The sequence below is a fragment of the Ramlibacter sp. bp-362 genome, assembly GCF_054956735.1.
Genome location: NZ_JBUDXE010000012.1, coordinates 1 through 22,566 on the forward strand (window position 1 = coordinate 1; position 22,566 = coordinate 22,566).

Here is a 22,566-nt window from a genome sequence, read left to right on the forward strand (position 1 = left end):
GACCCTGGGCTGGCGCTTCCCTGTGGACGTCCTTAACGAGAAAATCAATGGCGTTGCGTTGACCGGTTGAGACCACCGGGACCCAGGGCATCTGAAACTGCGCGCGCAGCGCGCAGCTCTGGGTCCCCGCCTGCGCGGGGATGACGGCGTGCGATCAGCCCGCCGTGGCGCCGGACTCCTTCACCACCTTGCCCCACTTCGCCGCTTCGGCGCGGATGAAGTCGGCGAAGGCTTCCGGCTTCTCGCTGTAGGCCTCGGCGCCCTGCTCCGCCAGCTTCTTCTTCACCTCGGGCTGCGCGAGCACCTTCACCAGCGCCGCGTTCAGGCGCGCGACCACGGGCGCGGGCGTGCCGGCCGGGGCGAACATGCCGAACCAGGAGGTCGCCTCGTAGCCGGGCACGCCGGCTTCGGCGATCGTCGGCACGTCCGGCAGCTCCGGCGAACGCTTGGCCGTGGTCACCGCCAGCGGGCGCAGGCGGCCGGCGCGCACGTGCTGGATCGCCGAGGGCATGTTGTCGAACATGATGTCGATCTGGCCGCCGAGCAGGTCGGTCACGGCCGGCGCGCTGCCCTTGTAGGGCACGTGCACCATGTCGACCTTCGCCAGCGCGTTGAACAGCTCGCCCGAGAGGTGGATCGAACTGCCGCTGCCGGACGAACCGAAGTTCACCTTGCCCGGATGCGCCTTCGCGTAGGCGATCAGTTCCTTCACCGTCTTGTACGGCTTGCCGGGGTTGGCCACCAGCAGGTTGGGCACCATGGCGACGCGCGTGAGCGGCGCGAAGTCCTTCACCGGGTCGAAGCCCAGGCGCTTGTACAGGCTCTGGTTGATCGCGTGCGTGCCCACGGTGCCCATGAACAGCGTGTAGCCGTCGGCCGGCGCCTTGGCCGCATAGGCCGCGCCGATGTTGCCGCCGGCGCCGGCGCGGTTGTCCACGATCACGGTCTGGCCCAGCTCGCCGTGCAGCGCCTGGCCGATCACGCGCGCGAGGATGTCCGTGGTGCCGCCGGCCGAGAAGGGCACGACGATGGTGATGGGGCGGGACGGGAAGGCGTCCGCGGCGGCGGCGCCGAGCGGGGCCACGGCCGCGGCAACGGCGAGGGCGAGCCCGCCCAGGGCGAAGCGGCGACGGGAAGCGTGCAGTTGTTTCATCAGAAGTACTCCTTGAGATCAGGTGGGAGCGAGTCCCAGGGTGGTGCCGCCGCAGACGTACAGCACCTGGCCGGTCACGAATCCGTTGTCCGGCGAGAGGAAGAACAGCGTCGCGCGCGCCACGTCCTCGGGCGTGCCCATGCGCTTGACGACGATGCTGTCCAGGATGCGCTGCGTGCGCGGCGCGCCTTCGGGGTTGCTGCGCCGGAACAGCTCGGTGGCGATCGGTCCCGGCGCCACCGCGTTCACGGTGATGCCGTCGCCGCCCAGTTCCATGGCGAGCGTGCGCGTCAGGCCGACGAGGCCGGCCTTGGCGGCGGAATAGGCGATGCGCTCGGTCTTGCCCAGCGCCGCCCGCGAAGCCATGTTGACGATGCGCCCGCGCCCGCAGGCGCGCAGCGAGGGCAGCATGGCCTGCGTCAGGAGCATGGACGCGCGCAGCGTCAGTGCCATGACGTAGTCGAGGTCGGCGACGGTTTGCGTGTCCACGGTGCCGGGGCGCGTGGCGCCGGCGTTGTTGACGAGGGCCGTGACGTTGAACGCACGGGCGATCTCCGCCGCGCGCTCGCGCGTGTCGGCCTCGCTCGTGAGGTCGGCCTGCAGCGAATGGAGGTTCGCGTGGGACCAGTCGGGCAGCTGGTGGTCGAGGTTGACGACCGTGCGGCCCTGTTCCAGCAGCATCTGCGCGATGGCGCGGCCAATGCCGCTGCTGGCCCCGGTGACCAGGGTGGCTTCCTGCTTGTTCATGGGGATGGGAAATCTGCTCCCTCTCCCGCTTGCGGGAGAGGGTTGGGGTGAGGGCTCAGGGGAGAGAAGAAATCAGACGCGCTCGAGGATCACCGCGATCCCCTGACCCACGCCGATGCACATCGTGCACAGCGCGTAGCGGCCGCCGCTCGCGTGCAGCTGGTTGACTGCCGTGGTCGCGAGCCGCGCGCCGGAGGCGCCGAGCGGGTGGCCCAGGGCGATCGCGCCGCCGTTGGGGTTCACGCGCGCGTCGTCGTCCGCGAGGCCCAGCATGCGCAGCACCGCGAGGCCCTGCGCCGCGAAGGCTTCGTTCAGCTCGATCACGTCGATCTGTTCCAGCTTCAGGCCGGTCAGCGCCAGCACCTTCTGCGTCGCCGGCGCCGGGCCGATGCCCATCACGCGCGGCGGCACGCCGGCCACGGCCATGCCGACCACGCGCGCGCGCGGCACGAGGCCGTTCTTCGCCGCCGTCGCCTCGTCGGCGAGCAGCAGCGCGCAGGAGCCGTCGTTGACGCCGCTGGCGTTGCCCGCCGTCACCGTGCCGTCCGGCTTGACCACGCCCTTGAGCTTCGCGAGCGCCTCCAGCGAGGTCTCGCGCGGATGTTCGTCCTTGCTGACGACGATCGCCTCGCCCTTCTTCTGCGGGATGGTCACCGGCGTGATCTCCGCCTCGAAGAAGCCGCGCTGCTGCGCCGCGACGGCCTTGAGCTGCGATGCGAGCGCCATGCGGTCCTGCGCGGCGCGCTCGATGCCGTGTTCGGCCGCGACGTTCTCCGCCGTCTCGGGCATCGAATCGACGCCGTACTGCTCCTTCATCAGCTTGTTGACGAAACGCCAGCCGATGGTGGTGTCGTACACCGCGTTCGCGCGCGAGAAGGCGCTTTCCGCCTTGGGCATCACGAAGGGCGCGCGGCTCATGCTCTCCACGCCGCCGGCGATGACCAGCGTGGCCTCGCCCGCCTTGATCGCACGGGCGGCGGTGCCCACGGCGTCGAGGCCCGAGCCGCACAGGCGGTTGATGGTGGCGCCGGGCACGTCCACCGGCAGGCCGGCCAGCAGCGAGGCCATGTGCGCCACGTTGCGGTTGTCCTCGCCGGCCTGGTTGGCGCAGCCGTACAGCACGTCGCTGACGGCCTGCCAGTCCACCTTGGGGTTGCGCGCCATCAGCGCCTTGATGGGGATGGCGCCCAGGTCGTCGGTGCGCACCGAGGACAGCGCGCCGCCGTAGCGGCCGAAGGGCGTGCGGATCGCGTCGCAGATGAAGGCTTGGCGGGTCATGTCGGTTTCTCCAGGTTCAGGCCGCGATCGGCAGGTTGACGAGGCGTTCCAGTTCCGCGCGGGTGAGCCCCTCGACGGCGTCGACGAGGCGCAGGCCCTGCGGCGTGCATTCGAGCGTGCAGAGGTCGGTGTAGATGCGCTTGACGCAGCCGATGCCGGTCAGCGGATAGGTGCAGCGCTCCACCACCTTGCTCTCGCCCTTCTTGGTCAGCAGGTCCATCATGACCCAGGTCTGCTTGGCGCCGATGGCGAGGTCCATCGCGCCGCCCACGGCCGGGATCGCGCCCGGCTCGCCGGTGCTCCAGTTGGCCAGGTCGCCGCGGGCGGAGACCTGGAAGGCGCCCAGCACGCAGATGTCCAGGTGGCCGCCGCGCATCATCGCGAAGGAGTCGGCGTGGTGGAAGTAGGCGCCGCCGGGCAGCAGCGTGACCGGCTGCTTGCCGGCGTTGATCAGGTCGTAGTCCTCGTCGCCGGCGGCCGGCGCGGGCCCCATGCCCAGGATGCCGTTCTCGCTTTGCAGGATCACCTCGCGGCCGGCCGGGATGTGGTTGGCCACGGCCGTGGGCATGCCGATGCCCAGGTTGACGTAGGCGCCGTCGTGGATGTCCTGCGCGACGCGGGCGGCGAGCTGGTCCTTGGTTCGCTTCTGGTACTGCATCACGCCACCTTCTTGAATCCCGCCGCCTGGGTCGCGACACGCGGAATCTTCACGATCTTGCTGACGTAGATCCCCGGGGTGACCACCGCTTCCGGGTCCAGTTCGCCGAGCTCCTTGATCTCGTACACCGAGGCCACCGTGTGCTTCGCCGCGGCGGCCATCACGGGGCCGAAGTTGCGCGCGGATTTGCGGTACACGAGGTTGCCCCAGCGGTCGCCCGCTTCGGCCTTGATCAGCGCCACGTCGCCGTGGATCGGGTATTCCAGCACGTACTGCCTGCCGCCGATCTCGCGGGTCTCCTTGCCCTTGGCGAGCTCGGTGCCGTAGGCCGTCGGGCAGAAGAACGCGCCGATGCCGGCGCCGGCGGCGCGCATGCGCTCGGCGAGGTTGCCCTGCGGCACCAGCTCCAGCTCCAGCTTGCCGCTGCGATAGAGCTCGTCGAAGACCCAGCTGTCCACCTGGCGCGGGAAGCTGCAGATGATCTTGCGCACGCGGCCGGCCTTCAGCAGCGCGGCCAGGCCGTGGTCCGCGTTGCCGGCGTTGTTGTTGACGACCGTGAGGTCCTTCGCGCCCTGGGCGATCAGGCCTTCGATCAGTTCGCCGGGGATGCCGGCGGTGCCGAAGCCGCCGATCAGGACGGTGGCTCCGTCCTGCACGCCGTACAGCGCCTCCGCGACGGAGGCGGCGATCTTGTTGATCATGAGGATTCCTTGCGGGAAGGGCGAACCGGGATGTTCGCTAATCGAACAAGTGTTCGTATAATGAATTCTACATGCCAAGCGCCCTTGCCCGCCATGCCCCCGCGGAAGACCCCCGGCCGGGGGATGCCTACGTGCAGTCCTTCGCCCGCGGGCTGGAGGTCATCCGCTCCTTCAGCGCGGGCGCGCCGCGCCAGACCCTGTCCGAAGTCGCCATGCGCACGGGGCTCACCCGCGCCGGCGCGCGCCGCATCCTGCTCACGCTGCAGACGCTGGGCTACGTGGAAAGCGACGGCCGCCTGTTCGCGCTGACGCCGCGCATCCTGGACCTGGGCTTCGCCTACCTGTCCTCCATGCCGATGTGGAACGTGGCCGAGCCGGTCATGGAGGCGCTGGTGGAGCAGGTGAAGGAGTCGTGCTCCGCCGGCGTGCTGGAGGGCACGGACATCGTCTACGTGCTGCGCGTGTCCACGCGCAAGATCATGCGCAACAGCCTCGGCGTGGGCTCGCGCCTGCCCGCCTACTGCACCTCGCTCGGACGCATGCTGCTGGCGGGGCTGCCCGACGACGAGGTCGTCGCGCTGCTGGAAGCGAGCCCGCTGGAAGCGCGCACGCGCAACACGCTGACCGGGGTGGATGCGCTGCTGGCGAAGGTGCAGCAGGCGCGCCGGCAAGGCTGGTGCATGGTGAACCAGGAGCTGGAGGAAGGCCTGCTGTCGATCGCGGCGCCGGTGGTGGACCGGGCCGGCAGGACGATCGCGGCGCTGAACATCAGCGGGCAGGTGAACCGCACCCCGCCGCGGCAGATGCAGGCGATGGCGCCGGCGCTGCGGGCGGCGGCGGCGGAGGTGTCGCGCCGGTTGGCGACGGGCCCGTAGGGTGGCGGTGAGCGCAGCGAACCCCACCGATCGTGCCGCGCGCCGAAGCTACGAGAGTTCGCGCTGGCGCGTCTCCACGCAGAAGCTCCCGATCAGGCCCAGGGCCGCCACCGTCGTTCCTGCGGTCACCGCGGCAGCAGCGCCCAGCGCCGGCACCAGCCCCAGCAGCGTGAGCCCCTGCGCCAGCGGCCCGCCGATCTTGGAGCAGGCGGCGATCCAGCCGACGGCGCGACCGCGGGTGGCGGCCGGATAGCTCTCGGCGGCGTAGGGCAGCAGCATGGCGAGGATGGCATTGCTGCCGATCACGAGCAGCGTCGTGCTCGCCAGCCAGGCCGGGCCGCCCCCGCCGCCGCGCTCCACCAACATCATGCCGGCGAGGCCCGCCGCGGCGAGCGCCAGCGCGCCGAGCAGCGCGCCCTTGCTGGTCCAGCGGCCATAGAGCCAGGCGGCGACGAGCACCGTGGGCAGGCTGAGGAAGGCGGACGCGGCGAGCAAGCCGCTGGACCACGCGAGGCTGTGCCCCAGCGACACCAGGTGCGCGGGCAGCCACAGCAGCACGCCGAACTGGATCAGCCCCGACGCGAGCCCGCCGATGCTGAGCGCACCCGTCATGGGCAGCACGGCGCGCGGCCGCGCCGCCGCCGCGGGCAGCGCGCGGGCTTCGGCCGCTTCGCGCAGCACGCTGCCGAAGCGCGCCAGCGTGGCGCGCGCGTCCGCGATGCGGCCGATGCGCAGCAGGAAACGCGGCGACTCGGGGATGAACGCACTGAGCGCGACGAGCAGCAGGCCCGTGGGCAGGTTCAGGAACCACATCGCGCGCCAGCTGAAGACCGGTTCGATCCAGGCCGCGGCCAGGCTGGCCACCAGGTAGCCGCCGGCGGAGCCGACGCCACCCACCAGCACCAGCACCCAGCCGCGCTGGCGCGCGGGCATGGTCTCGGCCAGCAGCGCGTACGTCACCGGCAGCATGCCGCCGGCGGCGGCGCCCATGAGGAAGCACATGCCGATGTTCCACGCCAGCGAGGGCATCGCGCCGCAGATCGAGGTGCCCACGAAGAAGACCGAGGACAGCAGGATGGAGGCACGGCGGCCGAACACGTCCGCCAGCACGCCCCACACGATGGAGCCCAGCACCGTTCCGCACAGCGCGGCGAAGGGCAGCCAGGCGACGGCCAGCGCGTCCAGCCCGTATTCGTCCCGCATGCCGGGCAGCACGAAGCCGAGGCTCGCCGGCTTCATCACGTCGATCACCAGCGCCGCCGTCAGCACCGTCATGAGCCGCCAGTGCGCGCGCCCCAGCGGCGCGTCCTCCGGCACGGCGACGTCGACCTCGCGGCCGCCCAGCACGTGCCGGGGCAGCAGGCCCCAGGCGGCGAGCGCCGCGCCCGCGAGGATGGCCGCCATGCCCCACAGCATGCCGGCGTCCATGGGCATCTCCACGAGGCGGAAGCCGTCGAAGCGCCCCATCCAGTACATGGGCAGGTGCAGCAGCACGCCGGCGGTGACGAGGATGCAGCCCGCGACGAAGGCGGCGAGGTGCCGGCGGTCCTTCAGGGCCGGCAGCGCGCCGCCGGCGGGCGGCGCATCGGGGGAAGCGGGGGACAAGGACGGGATCCGGGACGGCGAAGCCGCCATCTTGCCAGACGGATCCCGCCGCGGCCCCTACGCGGTCTGCGGTTGCGGCCGCAACAGTTGCACCGCCAACACACCCGCCACCAGCACCAGGCCGACGAGGTCGGCCATCCAGCTGGGATAGGCGAGCGCAAAGCCGGCGACGATCAGCAGCACGCGCTCGAGGCGGCTCGTGCGGCGCAGGGCCCAGCCCTGGAAGCCGGCGGCCAGCGCCGCGATGCCGACGGCCGCCGTCAGCGTGACCTCGCCGATCTGCCACCAGTTGGCCTGCGCCAGCGCCTTGGTCGAGCCCATGAGCAGCAGGCCGTAGCCGGCCGGGTCCAGCACGAACATGAAGGGCAGCAGGAAGGCCGGCACCGTGTACTTCCAGCACTGCAGCGTCGTTTTGTACGGATCGCCGCCCGTGATGGCCGCCGCCGCGAAGGGCGACAGCGCCGTCGGGGGCGACACCTCCGAGAGCACCGCGTAGTAGAAGATGAACATGTGGGCCGCGAACTCCGGCACGCCCAGCTTGATCAGCGCCGGCGCGGCGATCACCGCGCAGATGATGTACGAGGCCGTGACCGGCACCGCCAGGCCGATGATCCACACGACCAGCGAGGTGAAGATCGCGGTGAGCAGCAGCGAGCCGCCCGCGTAGTCGATCACGATGGAGCTGAACTTCAGGCCCAGCCCGGTGAGCGTGACGACGCCCACGATGATGCCGGCGCCGGCGCAGGTGGTGGCCACGTTCAGCACGCCGATGGAGCCGCCTTCCATGGCCTGCATGAAGGGCGAGCGCCAGAACTTGCGCAGGAAGCCGCCGCGGAAGCTGTCGTAGGTGATCAGCGCCGTGTCGCTGCGCATGAAGCTGGTGGCGAAGGAGACCACCGTCGCCCAGAACACCGACAGCACGGGCGAGAAGCCCCACAGCATGAAGAAGACGATGGAGACCAGCGACAGGAAGTGGAACCAGTAGCGGCGCGTCAGGTGCCAGACCGTGTCGACCTTCTCGAACACCGTCTCGTGCATGCCGTACTTGCGCGCGTCGATCTCGACCATCAGGAACAGCGCGAAGTAGAACAGGCAGGTGGGGATCACCGCCATCAGCAGCACGTCGAGGTAGGAGATCTTCAGGAACTCGGCGATCAGGAAGGCCGCGGCGCCCAGCACCGGCGGCGAGATGATCGCGCCCAGGCCGCCCGCGGCGAGCAGGCCGCCGGCGGCGTTCTTCTCGTAGCCGACCTTGGCCAGCATGGGGTACGCCACCGAGCCGAGCGTCACGGTCGTCGCGACGCCGGAGCCGGAAGGGCCGCCCAGCAGGAAGGACGCCAGCACCACGGTGCGGCCCGCGCCCGTGGGCTTGCCGCCCATCGCGGAGAAGGAGAAATCCAGGTAGAACTTGCCGGCGCCCGAATACTGCAGGAAGGCGCCGAAGATCGTGAACAGGATGATCAGCGAGGAGGAGACGTCGACGGCGCTGCCGAAGATGCCCTCCAGCGTCATGTACATCACGCCGACCAGCCGGCCGACCTCGTAGCCCTTGTGGGTCCACGGCGCGGGCAGCCACGGCCCGGCCATGGCATAGGCGAGGAAGGCGATGCAGATCGCCGGCATGATCCAGCCGGAGGTGCGGCGCATGCCCTCGAGCACCAGCACGATCAGCGCCACCCCGAAGAAGATGTCCCAGGGCAGCGGCGTCGTGTTGCGGTCCATCAGGTCGTCGCCGCCCTGGATCAGGTAGTACGCGACCGCGATCGCCATGAAGGCGGCGATCCAGTCCCACCACATCACGCGGTGGCGGAAGCGCGCCGCCACCGGGAACACGAGGAACACCAGGAAGAGCACGAAGGCCACGTGGATCGGCCGCAGCGTCTGCGTCGGCACGATCGCGTAGGCCGTGTACAGGTGGAAGGCCGACATGCCGACGGCCACGAGCGTGATGAACGCGCCCAGCCAGCCTTTCAGCTTGTTGGCCGCGCCCTCCTCCTGCTCGATGTACTCCTCGGCCTTCTGCAGCGCCGCCGCGTCGATGTCCGTGCTGAGCTGCGCCCGTCCTGCCTGGTGATCCGTCATGGGCGCGTCAGTTCAGCTTGATGCCGTGCTCGGCGAAGTACTTGACGGCGCCGGGATGCCACGGGATCGGGCTGGCGTCCTTCTTCTGGTTCTCGAGCTTGAAGTTCAGCGCTTCCTTGTGCACGGCGACGATGTCGGCCTTGTGGTCGAACACGGCCTTGACGATGTTGTAGGCCGTCTTCTCGTCCATGCTCTCGTTGGCGACCAGGATGTTCTGCACCGTGGCCTGGTGGTTGTCGGCCTCCATGCCCTTGTAGGTGCCCTTCGGGATCACGTCCTCGACGTACAGGTTGCCGTACTTCTTGTTCATGGCCGGCACCAGGTAGGCGTTGTCGATCATCTTGATCTTGTTGCCCGGGGTGTTGGCCAGGTCGGACACGGCGGCGGTGGGCAGGCCGCCCACCCAGAAGAAGGCGTCGATCTTGCCGTCCTTCATGGCATTGACGGACTCGGCGGCGCCCAGGCGCTCGCGGTCCATGTCCTTGTCCTTGTCCAGGCCGGCGGCTTCGATCAGGCGGAACGCCATGACTTCGGTCGCGCTGCCGGGCGAGCCGGTGGACACGCGCTTGCCCTTGAGGTCGGAGAACTTGTTGATGCCCTTGCCCTCCAGCGTCACCACGTGCATGCGGTTGGGGTACAGGATCATCAGCGTGCGCACCGGGACCTTGTGGCCCTTGAACTTGTCGACGCCCTTGAAGGCGTCCTGCGCGGCGTCGCTCATGCTGAAGGCGACGTAGGGCTTGCCCGTGCCGATCAGCTTGAGGTTGTCGACCGAGCCGCCGGTCACTTCGGCGGTGGCCTCCATGCCGGGCACGTACTTGGACAGCACGGCCGCGAGGCCGCCGCCCATGGGGTAGTAGACGCCGCCGGTGCCGCCGGTGGCGACGGAAATGTTCTGCGCCTGGGCCGCGAACACCAGCGCGAAGCTGGCGAGCAGGCCGAGGAACATGGCTCTGATGAACTTCATGGTTGTGTCTCCGGAAGAAGAAAGCACTCGGGCCGCGCGGGGTGCGCGGGGCCCGGCCATTCTGTCAGCGCGCCGCAGGTGCGTCTCTACAGGATTTCCAGCACTCCGCCGGGGCGGCCGGGTTGGCGTGCTAACCTGCCGCCATGTTCGATCCGTCGCAGGAAGACGTGCGCCGCTTCTTCTGCGGCGTGCATGCCAAGGCGCGCGCCGGCCAGGTGCTCGACGCGCTGGAGACGCTGGCCAGCCAATGGCTGAGGGAACACCCGGAGTACGACGCCGAGCTGGACGACGCCGAGGCCGCCGTCGCGCGCGTCTACGACGGTTCCGACGGCGCGACCAATCCCTTCCTGCACCTGTCCATGCACCTGTCGATCAGCGAGCAGTGCTCGATCGACCAGCCGCGCGGCATCCGCCAGGCGGTGGAACTGCTGGCCGCCCGGCGCAACTCGCTGCACGACGCGCACCACGAGGCCATGGAATGCCTCGGCCAGATGCTGTGGGAAAGCCAGCGCGCCGGCCGCCCGCCGGACGGGCAGGCGTACGTGGAGTGCGTCCAACGCCGCGCGACCAGCTGAAACGACAACGGCCCCGAAGGGCCGTTTGCGTCAGTTGCGATGGAACCTCGGCTCCGGCACCGTCTCCAGCTCGCTGTCCAGCGAGCCGACGTAGTTGGCCAGGGCCTTCAGTTCCGCATTGGAGAACTGCTTGGCGATCGCGCCCATCACGCCGTTGTTGCGGCCGACGGCCTGGTTGTTCTCGGTCTTGTACGACTTCAGCGCGACGAACAGGTAGTCGGCGTGCTGGCCGGCGATCTTCGGGTAGCTGGGATCGATCGGCTTGGAGAAGTTGGCGCCGTGGCAGGAGGCGCAGGCGGCCTTCTGCAGCAGCGCGCCGACCTGCGCGTCCGGTTCGCGGTTCGGCTTGTCGCCGATCGGCTTGCGGTCGTCCTGGCCCAGGTTGGCGTAGTAGTTGGCGATGTCGGAGATGTCCTGCTCGCTCAGGGACTCGGCGATGCTGCGCATCGTCGGGTGCTTGCGGCTGCCCGTCTTGTATTCGTTCAGTGCGGCCGCGATGTACTTCGCGTTCTGGCCCGCGATCTTCGGCACGTGGTAGACCTCGGGGAAGCTCGACTTGTAGCCCACGATGCCGTGGCAGCCGACGCACATCGCCGTCTTGGCCTGCAGCGACTTCGGGCTCGCCGGGGCCGCGGCCTGCGCGGGTGCGGCCTGCGCGTGGGCCAGTCCGGTCACGCAAGCGACAGAGAGGGCGAAAAGCGTGGTCAACAACTTGTTCATTTTGCGCGCACAATCTGACGAAGGTCAGTTTCTTTCGATCAACCTGCGATTATAGGCGGCCCTCCGGGGCGCCCCTGGATCACCCCCACCCATGAAGTTCCAAGGCTCCCAGAACTACGTCGCCACCCAGGACCTGATGCTCGCGGTGAACGCCGCCATCACGCTGAAGCGCCCGCTGCTGGTCAAGGGCGAACCGGGCACCGGCAAGACGATGCTCGCCGAGGAAGTGGCGCAGGCCCTGGGCATGCCGCTGCTGCAATGGCACGTGAAGTCCACGACCAAGGCGCAGCAGGGCCTGTACGAGTACGACGCGGTCAGCCGCCTGCGCGACTCGCAGCTGGGCGACCAGCGCGTGAAGGACATCCACAACTACATCGTCAAGGGCGTGCTGTGGCAGGCCTTCACCGCGCAGGAGCCGGTGGCGTTGCTGATCGACGAGATCGACAAGGCCGACATCGAATTCCCCAACGACCTGCTGCGCGAGCTGGACCGGATGGAGTTCTACGTGTACGAGACACGCGAGCTGGTGCGGGCGGTGCACCGGCCGCTGGTGTTCATCACGTCCAACAACGAGAAGGAGCTGCCCGACGCCTTCCTGCGCCGCTGCTTCTTCCACTACATCAGGTTCCCCGACGCCGACACGATGAAGCAGATCGTGGACGTGCACTTCCCCGGCCTCAAGAAGGAACTGCTCGCCTCCGCGCTCAAGACCTTCTACGACGTGCGCAACCTGCCCGGCCTGAAGAAGAAGCCCAGCACCTCCGAACTGCTGGACTGGCTCAAGCTGCTGGTGGCCGAGGACATCCCGGCCGAGGCGCTGCAAAGCAGGGACGACAAGGTCGCCGTGCCGCCGCTGGTGGGCGCGCTGCTGAAGAACGAGCAGGACGTGACCCTGTTCGAGAAGCTGGTGTTCATGCAGCGGCACAACCGCTGAAGAGGCCATGTGGAAGCCGCAGCCCGTCACCCTGTCTTCGGCTGCCGTGCGGCTGGAGCCGCTCACGCCCGACCACGCGACCGCACTGGAGGCCGCCGCGCGCGACGGCGAACTCTGGAACCTGCGCGTCACCTCCGTGCCGGCGCCGGGCGAGACCGCCGCCTACGTCGCCGCCGCGCTCCAGGGACTCGAGCAGGGCCACATGCTGCCCTTCGCGGTGGTGGACGCCGCCAGCGGCCGCGTCATCGGCAGCACCCGCTACCACGACATCGTGCCGGCGGTGGAGCGCCTGGAGATCGGCTACACGTGGTACGGCAAGTCCTGGCAGCGCACGCACGTCAACACCACCTGCAAGCTGCTGCTGATGCAGCACGCCTTCGAGGTGCTGGGCGCGCAGCTGGTGGGCTGGCGCACCGACAACTACAACTTCGCGAGCCAGCGCGCGATCGAGCGCCTGGGCGCGCGCAGGGACGGCGTGCTGCGCCACCACGCGCTGCGCCGCGACGGCACGGTGCGCGACACCGTCATGTACAGCCTGGCCGCCGGCGAATGGCCGGAGGTGAAGGCGCACCTGCAGTACCAGCTCGCGCGCCCGCGCGGGTGAGGAGGTGGCATGCTGATCGACTTCTTCTACACGCTGCGCAGCGCGAAGCTGCCGGTCTCGGTCAAGGAATACCTGACGCTCGTCGAGGCGCTCAAGGAAGGCGTGGTCGGGCCGCGAAGCGAGGGCGCGTACAGCATCGACGACTTCTACTACCTCGCCCGCACGGCCCTGGTGAAGGACGAGAAGCACTACGACAAGTTCGACCGCGCCTTCGCCGCGTACTTCAAGGGCGTGGAGCTGCTGGCCGACTTCAGCAAGGACATCCCGCTGGAGTGGCTCCGCAAGAACCTGGAGCTGGAGCTCTCGCCCGAGGAGAAGGCGAAGATCGAGAAGATGGGCTGGGACGAGCTCATGGAGACGCTGAAGAAGCGCTTCGAGGAGCAGAAGGAGCGCCACGAGGGCGGCAGCAAGATGATCGGCACCGGCGGCACCTCGCCCTTCGGCGCCTACGGCTTCAACCCGCAGGGCATCCGCATCGGCCAGGACAAGTCGCGCAACAGGAGCGCGGTGAAGGTGTGGGACCAGCGCGCGTACAAGGACTACGACGACACGCAGGAACTGGGCACGCGCAACATCAAGGTGGCGCTGCGGCGGCTGCGCAAGTTCGCGCGCGAGGGGGCCGAGGAGGAACTCGACCTCGAAGACACCATCCGCTCCACCGCCGCCAACGCGGGCTGGCTCGACATCAAGATGGTGCCGGAGCGGCACAACAACGTGAAGGTGCTGCTGCTGATGGACGTCGGCGGCACGATGGACGAGCACATCCACCGCGTCGAGGAGATGTTCTCCGCGGCGAAGGCGGAGTTCAAGCACCTGGAGTTCTACTACTTCCACAACTGCGTCTACGACTTCATGTGGAAGAACAACCGGCGGCGCTTCAGCGAGAAGTTCCCGACCTGGGACATCATCCGCAAGTACAACAAGGACTACAAGCTGGTGTTCGTCGGCGACGCGACGATGAGCCCCTACGAGATCCTGCAGCCGGGCGGCAGCGTCGAGTACAACAACGAGGAAGCCGGCGCCGAGTGGCTGCAGCGCCTGACGAACGCCTTCCCGAAGTTCGTGTGGATCAACCCCGAGCCCCAGGGCGTGTGGCAGTACCGCCAGAGCATCTCGGTGATCCAGCAGCTGATGAACCAGCGGATGTATCCGCTGACGATCAAGGGGCTGGAGGAGGCGATGCGGCTGCTGAGCAAATGAGGCCGCTGGTACCACCGACAGGAATCGAACCTGTATCTAGCGCTTAGGAGGCGCTCGTTCTATCCATTGAACTACGGCGGCGGGGGCCGCCATTGTAGGGCGGCGGCGCGGGGGCTTCAGAAGCGGCCGAGTTCCAGTGCCCGGACGGCGACGAAGCTGCAGACGCCCGCGAGGAAGAGCAGCCAGGGGCCCGGAAGCGCGAAGCGGGGAAACAGCAGCAGGACCGTCAGCCGATGCGACAGTTCGCAGTCGCGGCCTTCGCGCGTGCTGTCGTTCGGCCCGGCAGGGGCGGCGCGGCGGCGGGGCGGGAAGGGCGAATGCATGACTAGCTCGAATGCTGCTTTCTGTATCCAGAGTAGGCAAGGGAATTCCCGGGCTCTGTAGGTGGCGCGCTACACGCGTGGTGAGAGGGCGGACGAACGGGCTGCGGGCGTGAAGCTGCTGCGTCGCACCATTGCCAAGGGTTACAGCTTTGGCGTCCTGCCGACCTCGAACCGTCACGCGCCGCACCTAGGATAGGTGCAACCGGGTTCGCACCACGCGCACGGGAGCCGCCACGATGACCACCGCCGACTACCGCATCGAAAGCACGCAACCCATCGCCGGGCGCTTCTGGCCGGCCGCCGGCTCGATGGAGCTGGCCGTCAACGACCGGGCGCTGGCCGTCAGCATCGCGGCCAAGAGCTTTACCTCCGGCAGCGAGATCCGGGTCGTGCACGTGCCCACGGGCGAGGTGGTCTTCCGCAAGCCGCCGAAACGGTTGCTGGAACAGGCCGACGACCTTTGATCGCTGGGGTTCGGGCGCTTTGCGCCTCACCGCCAGCCTACTTGGAGCGCAGGGCGCGGCTCAGCAGCACCACGGGCACCAAGCCCACCAGCACCAGCGCCAGCGACGGCAGCGCCGCCTCGCCCAGCCGCTCGTCGCGCGCCAGCTGGTAGGCCACCACGGCCAGCGTGTCGCTGTCGAAGGGCCGCAGCACCAGCGTCGCCGGCAGTTCCTTCATCACGTCGACGAACACCAGCAGCGCCGCCGCGGCGGCCGAGCGCTTCAGCAGCGGCCAGTGCACGCGCGCCAGCAGCGCCGCGCCGCCCGTGCCCAGCATGCGCGCCGAATCGTCCAGGCTGCCGGGGATGCGCGCATAGCCGCTCTGCATGGATTGCAGCGCCACCGGGATGAAGCGCACCAGGTAGGCCCAGACGATGCCCAGCGCCGTGGCCGTCATCCAGTAGCCGATGCCGCTGCCCGGCCAGGCCTGCTGCATCCAGCCCACCGGCAACAGCAGCCCCACCACGAGCACGGCGCCCGGCACGGCGTAGCCCAGGCCCGCCAGCCGCATGACGCCGCGCGTCACCGGTCCCGGCGCGCGCCGCTGCCGGTAGGCCAGCAGCAGCGCGGCCCCCACGGCCAGGGCCGCGCTCATCGCGCCCAGGCGCAGGCTGTTGCCGGCCCATTGCAGGAAGCGGTCCCAGGGCAGCACCGACCAGTCCGCCGCCAGCGGCCGCAGCATGAAGGCCACCGGCAGCACGAAGCCGAGCAGGATCGGCGTCCCGCACACGCACCAGGCCGCCAGCCGGGCGCCACCCTGCAGCCGCACCGGCTGCGCCTCGGCGCCGCCGCGGGCGCGCCCGGCCGCGAAGCGCAGCCGCCGCTGCGCCCGCGTTTCCAGCCCCAGGAGCACGGCCACCGCCAGCAGCAGCAGCGTCGCGAGCTGCGCCGCCGCGACGCGGTTGTCCATCGCGAGCCAGGCCTTGTAGATGCCGGTGCTGAAGGTCTGGATGCCGAAGTAGCTGGCGACGCCGAAGTCGGCCAGCGTCTCCATCAGCGCCAGCGCGACGCCGGCCATGATCGCCGGCCGCGCCAGCGGCAGCGCGACACGGCGCACGCGGCTCGCCAGCGGCGAGCCCAGGAGCCGTGCGGCCTCCATCAGTTGCGCCGCCCTTTCGGCCAGCGCGGTGCGCACCAGCAGGTACACGTAGGGATAGAGCGCGAACACGAACACGAACACGGCGCCCGGCAGGCTGCGCACCTCCGGGAACACGCGCCCCTCCAGCCCGAAGGTGCCACGCATCCAGGTCTGCAGCGGCCCGCTGAATTGCAGGAAGTCGGTGTACGCATAGGCGACCACGTAGGCCGGGATGGCCATCGGCAGCAGCAGGGTCCACTCGAAGGTGCGCCGGCCGGGAAAGTCGAACAGGGTGACGGCGGCGGCGCAGGCCGTGCCCACCACGGCGGCGCCGATGGCGACCGCCGCGCACAGCAGCACGCTCGTGAGCGTGTAGTCGGGCAGCACCGTCGCGCCCATCTCGCGCAGGATCTGGCCGCTGGCCGCGTTCCACGACAGCCAGGAGCCGAAGATGGCCAGCACCGGCAGCACGAGCAGGCCGGCGAGCAGCAGCAGGGGGAGGTCCTTCAACCGGCGCAGGAACATGGGCGGGGCGCCGGGGCGCCGCTCTTGGGGTGGATCAACTGAATGAGAATTGTATGCATTTAGAATCTGCTCATGCACATCGAGCTGCGCCAGCTGAGCGTCCGCTATCCCGCACCGCCCCGCGCGGCCGTCGACGGCGTGAGCCTGGGGCTGCGCGCCGGCGAGATCGGCGTGCTGATCGGGCCTTCGGGCTGCGGCAAGACCACGCTCCTGCGCGCCGTCGCCGGCCTGGAGCCCGCGTGCGGCGGCGAGATCCTGGTCTCGGGCCAGCCGGTGGCCGGCCCCGGCCTGCACGTGCCGGCCGAACGCCGCCGCATCGGCATGGTGTTCCAGGACTACGCGCTGTTCCCGCACCTGGACGTGGGCCGCAACGTCGCCTTCGGGCTGGACCGCGGCATGGCGCGTGCCGAACGGCGCGCGCGCGTCGCGGAAGTGCTGGCGCTGGTGGGCCTGGGCGGCAGCGAGCAGCGCATGCCGCACGAACTCTCCGGCGGCCAGCAGCAGCGCGTGGCGCTCGCCCGCGCGCTGGCGCCGCGGCCGCAGGTGCTGCTGCTGGACGAACCCTTCTCCAACCTCGACGTGGACCTGCGCGAGCGGCTGGCGCACGAGGTCCGCGGCATCCTCAAGGCGGCGCAGGCCACTGCCCTGTTCGTCACGCACGACCAGCTGGAGGCCTTCGCCACCGGTGACGTGATCGGCGTGATGCACGAGGGCCGGCTGCACCAGTGGGACGACGCGTACACGCTGTACCACCGCCCGGCCACGCGCTTCGTCGCGGACTTCATCGGCCATGGCGTGTTCACGCCGGCGACGCTCAAGCGCGTGGGCAACCAGGTGGTGGTGCACACGGCCCTGGGCGCGCTGACCGACGGGGCCGAGTGCCCGCTGCCGGACGCCTTCTCCTGGGGCCAGTGCGAGGTGCTGCTGCGCGCCGACGACATCGTGCACGACGACGAGGCGCCGGTGAAGGCGCAGATCCTGCGCAAGGCCTTCCGCGGCTCGGAGTTCCTCTACACGCTGCAGCTGGCCACGGGCGAGACGCTGCTCGCCCACGTGCCCAGCCACCACGACCACCGCATCGGCGAATGGATCGGCATCCGCGCCCAGGTGGACCACGTGGTCACCTTCCAGCGCGAAGCCGGCGCCGCGGCGCCGCCGATGGCTTCGTTCCACGTGTGAATGCCGAATGCGGGCAGCCGGACGCAAAGGTCGCAAAGGATACGCAAAGGTCGCAAAAGAACAGCCAATGAAGGATGAAGGAGTCCTTCAACTTTCCTCTGTCTTTTTTGCGTCCTCTGCGTACCCTTTGCGTCCTCTGCGTCCGGAAGTTTGTTCTCCATCACGCAGCGCATCCACGGCGATTCGCAAGTCGTCCGCCCACGCGCGGCGGTCGCGTCCGTTCGCTTGCTGCGGTTCGCCGAAGCGCACGCGCGCGATGAAGGGCGGGCCCGCCAGCGTGCGCCAGAGGGACGACAGCAGCGTGTCGTCGCCCAGGTAGAGCGGGCCGGGGCTGTCCTCGCCGCTCGCCTGGTCGACGAAGCGCAGCGCCACCGGCTGCACCGGGGCGTTCGCCGAGATCGCCGCCTGGACCAGGTTGGCGTGGAAGGGCAGCAGCGCCTGGCCGTCGCCCGTGGTGCCCTCGGGGAACACGGCGACGATCTCGCCGGCCTTGAGGCTCTCGGCCATGTGGTGCACCACGCGCATCGCGTCGCGCCGCTTCTCGCGTTCGATGTAGAGCGTGCCGCCGCCGGTGGCGAGCGTGCCGATCAGCGGCCAGTGCTTCACGTCGGACTTGGAGACGAAGCGGCAGTGGCGCGCCGCATGCAGCACCAGGATGTCCAGCCAGGAGAGGTGGTTGGCCACCAGCAGCACCGGGCCCTGCGCCGGCGGCCGGCCTTCCACCTGCAGCGGGACGCCCAGGACCGCGAGCATGCGCACCGCCCAGGCCTGCACCGTCGCCTCGCGCCGCTGCTGCGGCCAGCGCGGGAACAGCAGCGTGATGGTCAGCCAGCCGGCGAGCGCATGGAGCAGCGCGCGCAGCAGCCGCCAGGACGCGCGCAGCGCCTTCACGCCGCCGGCCGCGCCTCGTACGCGACCTGGCCGCCGACGATCGTGCAGCGGACCTGGCCGGGCAGCTCGTGCCCGGCGAAGGGCGTGTTGCGGCCCTGGCTGCGCAGCGCTTCGGGCTTCACGACCCAGGCCGCCTGCGGATCGAAGATGCAGACGTCGGCCACGCCGCCATCGAGCAGCTGGCCGGCGCTCGCCTGCAGCGTACCCAGCGCGGGGCCCAGCACGCGGGCCGGCTCGCAGGTCAGAACGGCCAGCGCGCGCACGAGGCCGACGCCGCTTTCCTGCCCCCACTTGAGGGCCAGGCCCAGCAGCAGCTCCAGGCCGGTCGCGCCGGGCTCGGCTTCGGCGAACGGCAGCGTCTTGGCGTCCTCGTCCACCGGCGTGTGGTCGGAGACCAGCGCGTCGATGGTGCCGTCGGCGAGGCCCTCGCGCAACGCGTCGCGGTCGCGCTGCTGGCGCAGCGGCGGCGACAGGCGCATGCGGCTGTCGAAGTAGCCGATGTCCACGTCGGTGAGGTGCAGCGAGTTGATGCTCACGTCGCAGCTCACCTTCAGGCCTTCGGCCTTCGCCTGCCGCACCAGCGCCACGCCGGCGGCGCTGCTGATGCGGCACAGGTGCACGCGGGCGCCGGTGGCGCGCATCAGCTCGAAGATGGTGTGCAGCGCGATCGTCTCGGCGGCGACCGGGATGCCCGACAGGCCCAGGCGCGTGGCGAGCGGGCCGCTGGCGGCGACGCCGGTGCCCAGGTGGATCTCCTGCGGGCGCAGCCACACGGCGTAGCCGTAGGTGGCCGCATATTGCAGCGCGCGCTGCAGCACCTGCGTGTTGGCGATCGGCACCTCGGCCTGGCTGAAGCCGACGCAGCCCGACTCGGTGAGCTCCGCCATCTCCGTCAGCACCTCGCCGGCCAGCCCGCGCGTGAGCGCGCCGAGCGGGAACACGCGCGCCTGGTGCAGCTTCTCGGCGCGGAACTTGAGCATGTCGACGAGGCCGGGCTCGTCGAGCACCGGGTCGGTGTCGGGCGGGCACACGAGGCTCGTCACGCCGCCGGCGACGGCCGCGGCCATCTCGCTTTCCAGCATGCCTTCGTGCTCGTGCCCCGGCTCGCGCAGCCGCGCCGCCAGGTCCACCAGGCCCGGCGCGACGATGCAGCCGGACGCGTCGATCACGCGGTTGGGCGTGAAGCCCTCGGGCGCCTGGCCCACGCCGATCACGCGGCCGGCAGCCAGCGCGACGTCGCAGATCGCGTCGAAATTGCGGGCCGGGTCGATCACCCTGCCCTTGCGCACCAGGATCTTCATGCGGCCTCCCGCGTGTTGCCGGCCACGATGCCCATCACGGCCATGCGCACCGCGATGCCGAAGGTCACCTGCGGCAGGATCACGCTCTGGCGGCCGTCGACCACCTCCGAGTCGATCTCCACGCCGCGGTTGATCGGCCCCGGGTGCATCACGATCGCGTCGGGCTTGGCCAGCGCCAGCCGCTCGGGCGTGAGGCCCCAGCGCTTGAAGTACTCCTGCGAGGACGGCAGCAGCGCGCCGCTCATGCGCTCGTTCTGCAGCCGCAGCATGATCACGACGTCGCAGCCGCGGATGCCCTCCTCCAGCGTGTGGAACACGCGCACGCCCATGGGCGCCATGTCGCCGGGCACCAGGGTCTTGGGGCCGACCACGCGGACCTCGGCGCAGCCCAGCGTGGTGAGCGCGTGGATGTCGGAGCGCGCCACGCGCGAATGCAGCACGTCGCCGACGATCGCCACCGTGAGGTTGGAGAAGTCCTTCTTGTAGTGGCGGATCGTGTACATGTCCAGCAGCCCCTGCGTGGGGTGCGAGTGGCGTCCGTCGCCGGCGTTCACCACGTGCACGTGCGGCGCGACGTGCTGCGCGATCAGGTAGGGCGCGCCCGACTCGCTGTGCCGCACGACGAAGATGTCGGCCGCCATCGCGGAGAGGTTGGCGATGGTGTCGAGCAGCGACTCGCCCTTGGCCGTGGAGGAGCGCGCGATGTCCAGGTTGATCACGTCGGCCGACAGGCGCGTCGCCGCGATCTCGAAGGTGGTGCGGGTGCGTGTGCTGTTCTCGAAGAACAGGTTGAAGACGCTCTTGCCGCGCAGCAGCGGCACCTTCTTGACCTCGCGGTCGCTCACGCTGACGAAGTTGGAGGCGGTGTCGAGGATCTGCACGAGGATCTCGCGCGGCAGCCCCTCGATGGAGAGCAGGTGGATCAGCTCCCCGTTCCGGTTCAATTGCGGGTTCGTTCTGTAGAGCATATTCAGTGCGCGCGCTCGACCTGGAAGCTGAAGCGGCCGTCCTCGCCGCGCGCCAGCGACAGCGACTCGTCGGGCGGCAGCGTGACGCGCGCGGCGGCGTAGTCGGCCTGCACCGGCAGCTCGCGGCCGCCGCGGTCCACGAGCACCGCGAGGCTCACCGAGGCCGGACGGCCGTAGTCGAACAGTTCGTTCAGCACGGCGCGGATGGTGCGGCCCGTGTAGAGCACGTCGTCCAGCAGCACCACATGGGCGCCGTTGACGTCGAAGTCCAGCCGCGTCTGCGCGGTGGCCGCCAGGCCGCGGCTCGCGTAGTCGTCGCGGTGCATGGCCGACGAGATCACGCCGGCCTCGCCGGCGAGGCCCAGGTCCTTCTGCAGGCGTTCGGCCAGCCAGGCGCCGCCGGAGGTCACGCCGACGAGGCGGCCGTCGCTGCCGCGCAGGCCCTGCACGCCGCGCAGCAGCTCGCGGTACAGCGCCTCGGCGTCGAGGAAGAGCGCGCCGGGGTTTCGCGTTTGGTCCGTTGCCATGCTCAATCCAGCAGGAGAACGCAGAGGACGCAAAGGTCACGCAGAGGACGCAGAGAAAACCATGCTGTTGCTTTCATTCTTCAATGACTCCTTTTGCGTCCTCTGCGAAACCTCTGCGCCCTCTGCGTTCTGGCGTCGTTCGGGTGTCCGTCCATTCCCTCAAGGCAGGCTCCTCAGGAATTGTTCCAGGATGACGCAGGCGGCGCCCGCGTCGGCGTCGCGCGCGCCGGAGGCCAGGGCTTCGGTGGTGCTGTAGCGCTCGTCCACCTCGTACACCGGCTTGCCGCAGCGGGCGCGCAGCTGCCGCGCGAACTTCCGCGCGCGGGCCGTATTCTCGTGGCTGGCGCCGTCGGGATGGAAGGGCACGCCCACCACCAGCGCGTCGGGCTGCCACTCCTGGACGCGCGCGGCCGCCTGTGCCAGTCGCTGGTCGGTGGCGTCCGCGCGGATGGTCGGCTGCGCGGTCGCGGTGCGCAGCATGCGGTTGCCCACGGCGACGCCGGTGCGCCTGTGGCCGAAATCGAAAGCGAGGAAGGTCTGGTACTGCGCGGGCACGTCTGGCACTTGCGTGCTCATGCGTGCCCCGCTCCCGGCGAGAGCATCCAGGACTGCAGGCCCAGCAGGCCCAGGGCCTTCTCGTAGCGCTCCTCGATCGGCGTGTCGAAGATCACGCTGGTGTCGGCGCTCACGGTGAGCCAGCTGTTCTCGGCCAGCTCGGATTCCAGCTGGCCCTCGCCCCAGGCAGAGTAGCCCAGCGTGACCAGCAGCCTGCGCGGGCCAGCGCCGGTGGCGATGGCTTCGAGCACGTCCTTGGAGGTGGTCATCTCCAGGCCGCCGGGGATGGTCATGGTGGAGGCATAGACCGACTCGTTCTCGTCCGCGCCCTCGGCGTGCACCGCCTCGTGCAGCACGAAGCCGCGCTCGGTCTGCACCGGGCCGCCCTGCAGCACCGGCGTGCGCGCGAGCTCGTCGCGGCCCAGCGGCAGGTCCACCTTCTCGAAGAGGTTGCGCAGGTTGATGTCGGTCGGCTTGTTGATCACCAGCCCGAGCGCGCCGCGGGGGCTGTGCTCGCACAGGTAGACAACCGAGCGCGCGAACGACGCGTCCTGGAGGCCGGGCATGGCGATCAGGAAGTGATGCGTCAGGTTGATGGAGTCGGCTTCGGTCGCCAT

The 22,566-nt window shown here is 69.8% G+C and carries 24 protein-coding genes and 1 tRNA gene; 7 read left to right on the top strand and 18 right to left on the bottom strand.

The window, feature by feature from the left end; all coding sequences use genetic code 11:
- Nucleotides 1–154 precede the first annotated feature (154 nt).
- The 5 genes from ACY0MJ_RS16680 to ACY0MJ_RS16700 all read right to left on the bottom strand — a co-directional run bounded on the left by ACY0MJ_RS16680 (nucleotide 155) and on the right by ACY0MJ_RS16700 (nucleotide 4,537).
- A complete protein-coding gene (locus ACY0MJ_RS16680) occupies nucleotides 155–1,153 on the bottom strand; it encodes a tripartite tricarboxylate transporter substrate binding protein (RefSeq protein WP_462639659.1) in 999 nt (332 codons plus the stop codon).
- A gap of 18 nt (nucleotides 1,154–1,171) precedes the next feature.
- A complete protein-coding gene (locus tag ACY0MJ_RS16685) occupies nucleotides 1,172–1,900 on the bottom strand; it encodes an SDR family NAD(P)-dependent oxidoreductase (protein ID WP_462639660.1) in 729 nt (242 codons plus the stop codon).
- A 72-nt stretch (nucleotides 1,901–1,972) separates the two neighbouring features.
- Nucleotides 1,973–3,178, bottom strand: coding sequence for a 3-oxoadipyl-CoA thiolase (pcaF, locus tag ACY0MJ_RS16690; protein ID WP_462639661.1), 1,206 nt, complete (start codon nucleotides 3,176–3,178; stop codon nucleotides 1,973–1,975).
- Nucleotides 3,179–3,194: 16 nt separating this feature from the next.
- Nucleotides 3,195–3,836 carry a 3-oxoacid CoA-transferase subunit B gene (locus ACY0MJ_RS16695; RefSeq protein ID WP_462639662.1) on the bottom strand — a complete coding sequence of 214 codons (642 nt, stop codon included), beginning with the start codon at nucleotides 3,834–3,836 and terminating at the stop codon, nucleotides 3,195–3,197.
- Nucleotides 3,836–4,537: a 3-oxoacid CoA-transferase subunit A gene (locus ACY0MJ_RS16700; RefSeq protein ID WP_462639663.1), complete on the bottom strand. Its 702-nt coding sequence runs from the start codon at nucleotides 4,535–4,537 to the stop codon at nucleotides 3,836–3,838. The genes ACY0MJ_RS16695 and ACY0MJ_RS16700 overlap by 1 nt, the downstream gene beginning before the upstream one ends.
- A gap of 71 nt (nucleotides 4,538–4,608) precedes the next feature.
- On the opposite strand from ACY0MJ_RS16700, the gene ACY0MJ_RS16705 reads away from it, so the two are divergent.
- Entirely contained in the window at nucleotides 4,609–5,412 is an 804-nt protein-coding gene (locus ACY0MJ_RS16705; RefSeq protein WP_462639664.1) for an IclR family transcriptional regulator domain-containing protein, read from the top strand.
- Between the two features lie 48 nt (nucleotides 5,413–5,460).
- Here the strand turns inward: ACY0MJ_RS16705 and ACY0MJ_RS16710 are convergent, their stop codons facing one another.
- The 3 genes from ACY0MJ_RS16710 to ACY0MJ_RS16720 are packed head-to-tail and all read right to left on the bottom strand — an operon-like array spanning nucleotide 5,461 to nucleotide 10,066.
- On the bottom strand, nucleotides 5,461–7,017 hold the full coding sequence (locus ACY0MJ_RS16710; protein WP_462639665.1) for an MFS transporter: 1,557 nt from the start codon (nucleotides 7,015–7,017) through the stop codon (nucleotides 5,461–5,463).
- Between the two features lie 57 nt (nucleotides 7,018–7,074).
- A complete protein-coding gene (locus ACY0MJ_RS16715) occupies nucleotides 7,075–9,099 on the bottom strand; it encodes a TRAP transporter permease (protein WP_462639666.1) in 2,025 nt (674 codons plus the stop codon).
- A 7-nt stretch (nucleotides 9,100–9,106) separates the two neighbouring features.
- Entirely contained in the window at nucleotides 9,107–10,066 is a 960-nt protein-coding gene (locus ACY0MJ_RS16720; RefSeq protein ID WP_462639667.1) for a TAXI family TRAP transporter solute-binding subunit, read from the bottom strand.
- 143 nt (nucleotides 10,067–10,209) lie between these two features.
- Here ACY0MJ_RS16720 and ACY0MJ_RS16725 point away from each other — a divergent pair, with 143 nt between their 5' ends.
- On the top strand, nucleotides 10,210–10,641 hold the full coding sequence (locus ACY0MJ_RS16725; RefSeq protein ID WP_462639668.1) for a DUF1841 family protein: 432 nt from the start codon (nucleotides 10,210–10,212) through the stop codon (nucleotides 10,639–10,641).
- A 30-nt stretch (nucleotides 10,642–10,671) separates the two neighbouring features.
- On the opposite strand, the gene ACY0MJ_RS16730 is transcribed toward ACY0MJ_RS16725, so the two are convergent.
- Entirely contained in the window at nucleotides 10,672–11,361 is a 690-nt protein-coding gene (locus ACY0MJ_RS16730) for a c-type cytochrome (protein ID WP_462639669.1), read from the bottom strand.
- Between the two features lie 91 nt (nucleotides 11,362–11,452).
- Between ACY0MJ_RS16730 and ACY0MJ_RS16735 the strand changes: the two genes are divergently transcribed.
- Genes ACY0MJ_RS16735 through ACY0MJ_RS16745 form a run of 3 tightly spaced genes read left to right on the top strand, consistent with a single transcriptional unit; the run spans nucleotide 11,453 to nucleotide 14,099 of the window.
- A complete protein-coding gene (locus tag ACY0MJ_RS16735; RefSeq protein WP_462639670.1) occupies nucleotides 11,453–12,295 on the top strand; it encodes an AAA family ATPase in 843 nt (280 codons plus the stop codon).
- 7 nt (nucleotides 12,296–12,302) lie between these two features.
- Nucleotides 12,303–12,899 carry a GNAT family N-acetyltransferase gene (locus ACY0MJ_RS16740; RefSeq protein WP_462639671.1) on the top strand — a complete coding sequence of 199 codons (597 nt, stop codon included), beginning with the start codon at nucleotides 12,303–12,305 and terminating at the stop codon, nucleotides 12,897–12,899.
- Nucleotides 12,900–12,908: 9 nt separating this feature from the next.
- The gene (locus ACY0MJ_RS16745; protein ID WP_462639672.1) at nucleotides 12,909–14,099 is read left to right on the top strand and encodes a vWA domain-containing protein; all 1,191 of its coding nucleotides are present in this window, start codon (nucleotides 12,909–12,911) and stop codon (nucleotides 14,097–14,099) included.
- 6 nt (nucleotides 14,100–14,105) lie between these two features.
- Here the strand turns inward: ACY0MJ_RS16745 and ACY0MJ_RS16750 are convergent.
- Nucleotides 14,106–14,180, bottom strand: a tRNA-Arg gene (locus ACY0MJ_RS16750).
- Between the two features lie 35 nt (nucleotides 14,181–14,215).
- Entirely contained in the window at nucleotides 14,216–14,422 is a 207-nt protein-coding gene (locus ACY0MJ_RS16755) for a hypothetical protein (protein ID WP_462639673.1), read from the bottom strand.
- Nucleotides 14,423–14,658: 236 nt separating this feature from the next.
- Between ACY0MJ_RS16755 and ACY0MJ_RS16760 the strand changes: the two genes are divergently transcribed.
- Nucleotides 14,659–14,886, top strand: a complete 228-nt coding sequence (locus ACY0MJ_RS16760; protein ID WP_462639674.1) for a hypothetical protein — start codon at nucleotides 14,659–14,661, stop codon at nucleotides 14,884–14,886.
- Nucleotides 14,887–14,923: 37 nt separating this feature from the next.
- Here the strand turns inward: ACY0MJ_RS16760 and ACY0MJ_RS16765 are convergent, their stop codons facing one another.
- Nucleotides 14,924–16,528, bottom strand: coding sequence for an ABC transporter permease (locus ACY0MJ_RS16765; RefSeq protein ID WP_462639675.1), 1,605 nt, complete (start codon nucleotides 16,526–16,528; stop codon nucleotides 14,924–14,926).
- A 72-nt stretch (nucleotides 16,529–16,600) separates the two neighbouring features.
- Here ACY0MJ_RS16765 and ACY0MJ_RS16770 point away from each other — a divergent pair, with 72 nt between their 5' ends.
- Entirely contained in the window at nucleotides 16,601–17,707 is a 1,107-nt protein-coding gene (locus ACY0MJ_RS16770; RefSeq protein ID WP_462639676.1) for an ABC transporter ATP-binding protein, read from the top strand.
- Nucleotides 17,708–17,794: 87 nt separating this feature from the next.
- Here the strand turns inward: ACY0MJ_RS16770 and ACY0MJ_RS16775 are convergent, their stop codons facing one another.
- The 6 genes from ACY0MJ_RS16775 to ACY0MJ_RS16800 all read right to left on the bottom strand — a co-directional run bounded on the left by ACY0MJ_RS16775 (nucleotide 17,795) and on the right by ACY0MJ_RS16800 (nucleotide 22,566).
- Nucleotides 17,795–18,598: a lysophospholipid acyltransferase family protein gene (locus ACY0MJ_RS16775; protein WP_462639677.1), complete on the bottom strand. Its 804-nt coding sequence runs from the start codon at nucleotides 18,596–18,598 to the stop codon at nucleotides 17,795–17,797.
- Entirely contained in the window at nucleotides 18,595–19,899 is a 1,305-nt protein-coding gene (locus ACY0MJ_RS16780) for a dihydroorotase (protein WP_462639678.1), read from the bottom strand. The genes ACY0MJ_RS16775 and ACY0MJ_RS16780 overlap by 4 nt, the downstream gene beginning before the upstream one ends.
- Entirely contained in the window at nucleotides 19,896–20,867 is a 972-nt protein-coding gene (locus ACY0MJ_RS16785; protein WP_462639679.1) for an aspartate carbamoyltransferase catalytic subunit, read from the bottom strand. Before ACY0MJ_RS16785 ends, ACY0MJ_RS16780 begins: the two co-directional genes overlap by 4 nt.
- A gap of 2 nt (nucleotides 20,868–20,869) precedes the next feature.
- The gene (pyrR, locus tag ACY0MJ_RS16790) at nucleotides 20,870–21,394 is read right to left on the bottom strand and encodes a bifunctional pyr operon transcriptional regulator/uracil phosphoribosyltransferase PyrR (protein WP_462639680.1); all 525 of its coding nucleotides are present in this window, start codon (nucleotides 21,392–21,394) and stop codon (nucleotides 20,870–20,872) included.
- A gap of 159 nt (nucleotides 21,395–21,553) precedes the next feature.
- The gene (gene ruvX / locus ACY0MJ_RS16795; RefSeq protein WP_462639681.1) at nucleotides 21,554–21,970 is read right to left on the bottom strand and encodes a Holliday junction resolvase RuvX; all 417 of its coding nucleotides are present in this window, start codon (nucleotides 21,968–21,970) and stop codon (nucleotides 21,554–21,556) included.
- Nucleotides 21,967–22,566 (bottom strand): YqgE/AlgH family protein, encoded by a 600-nt coding sequence (locus ACY0MJ_RS16800; protein WP_462639682.1) that lies wholly within the window; start codon nucleotides 22,564–22,566, stop codon nucleotides 21,967–21,969. Before ACY0MJ_RS16800 ends, ruvX begins: the two co-directional genes overlap by 4 nt.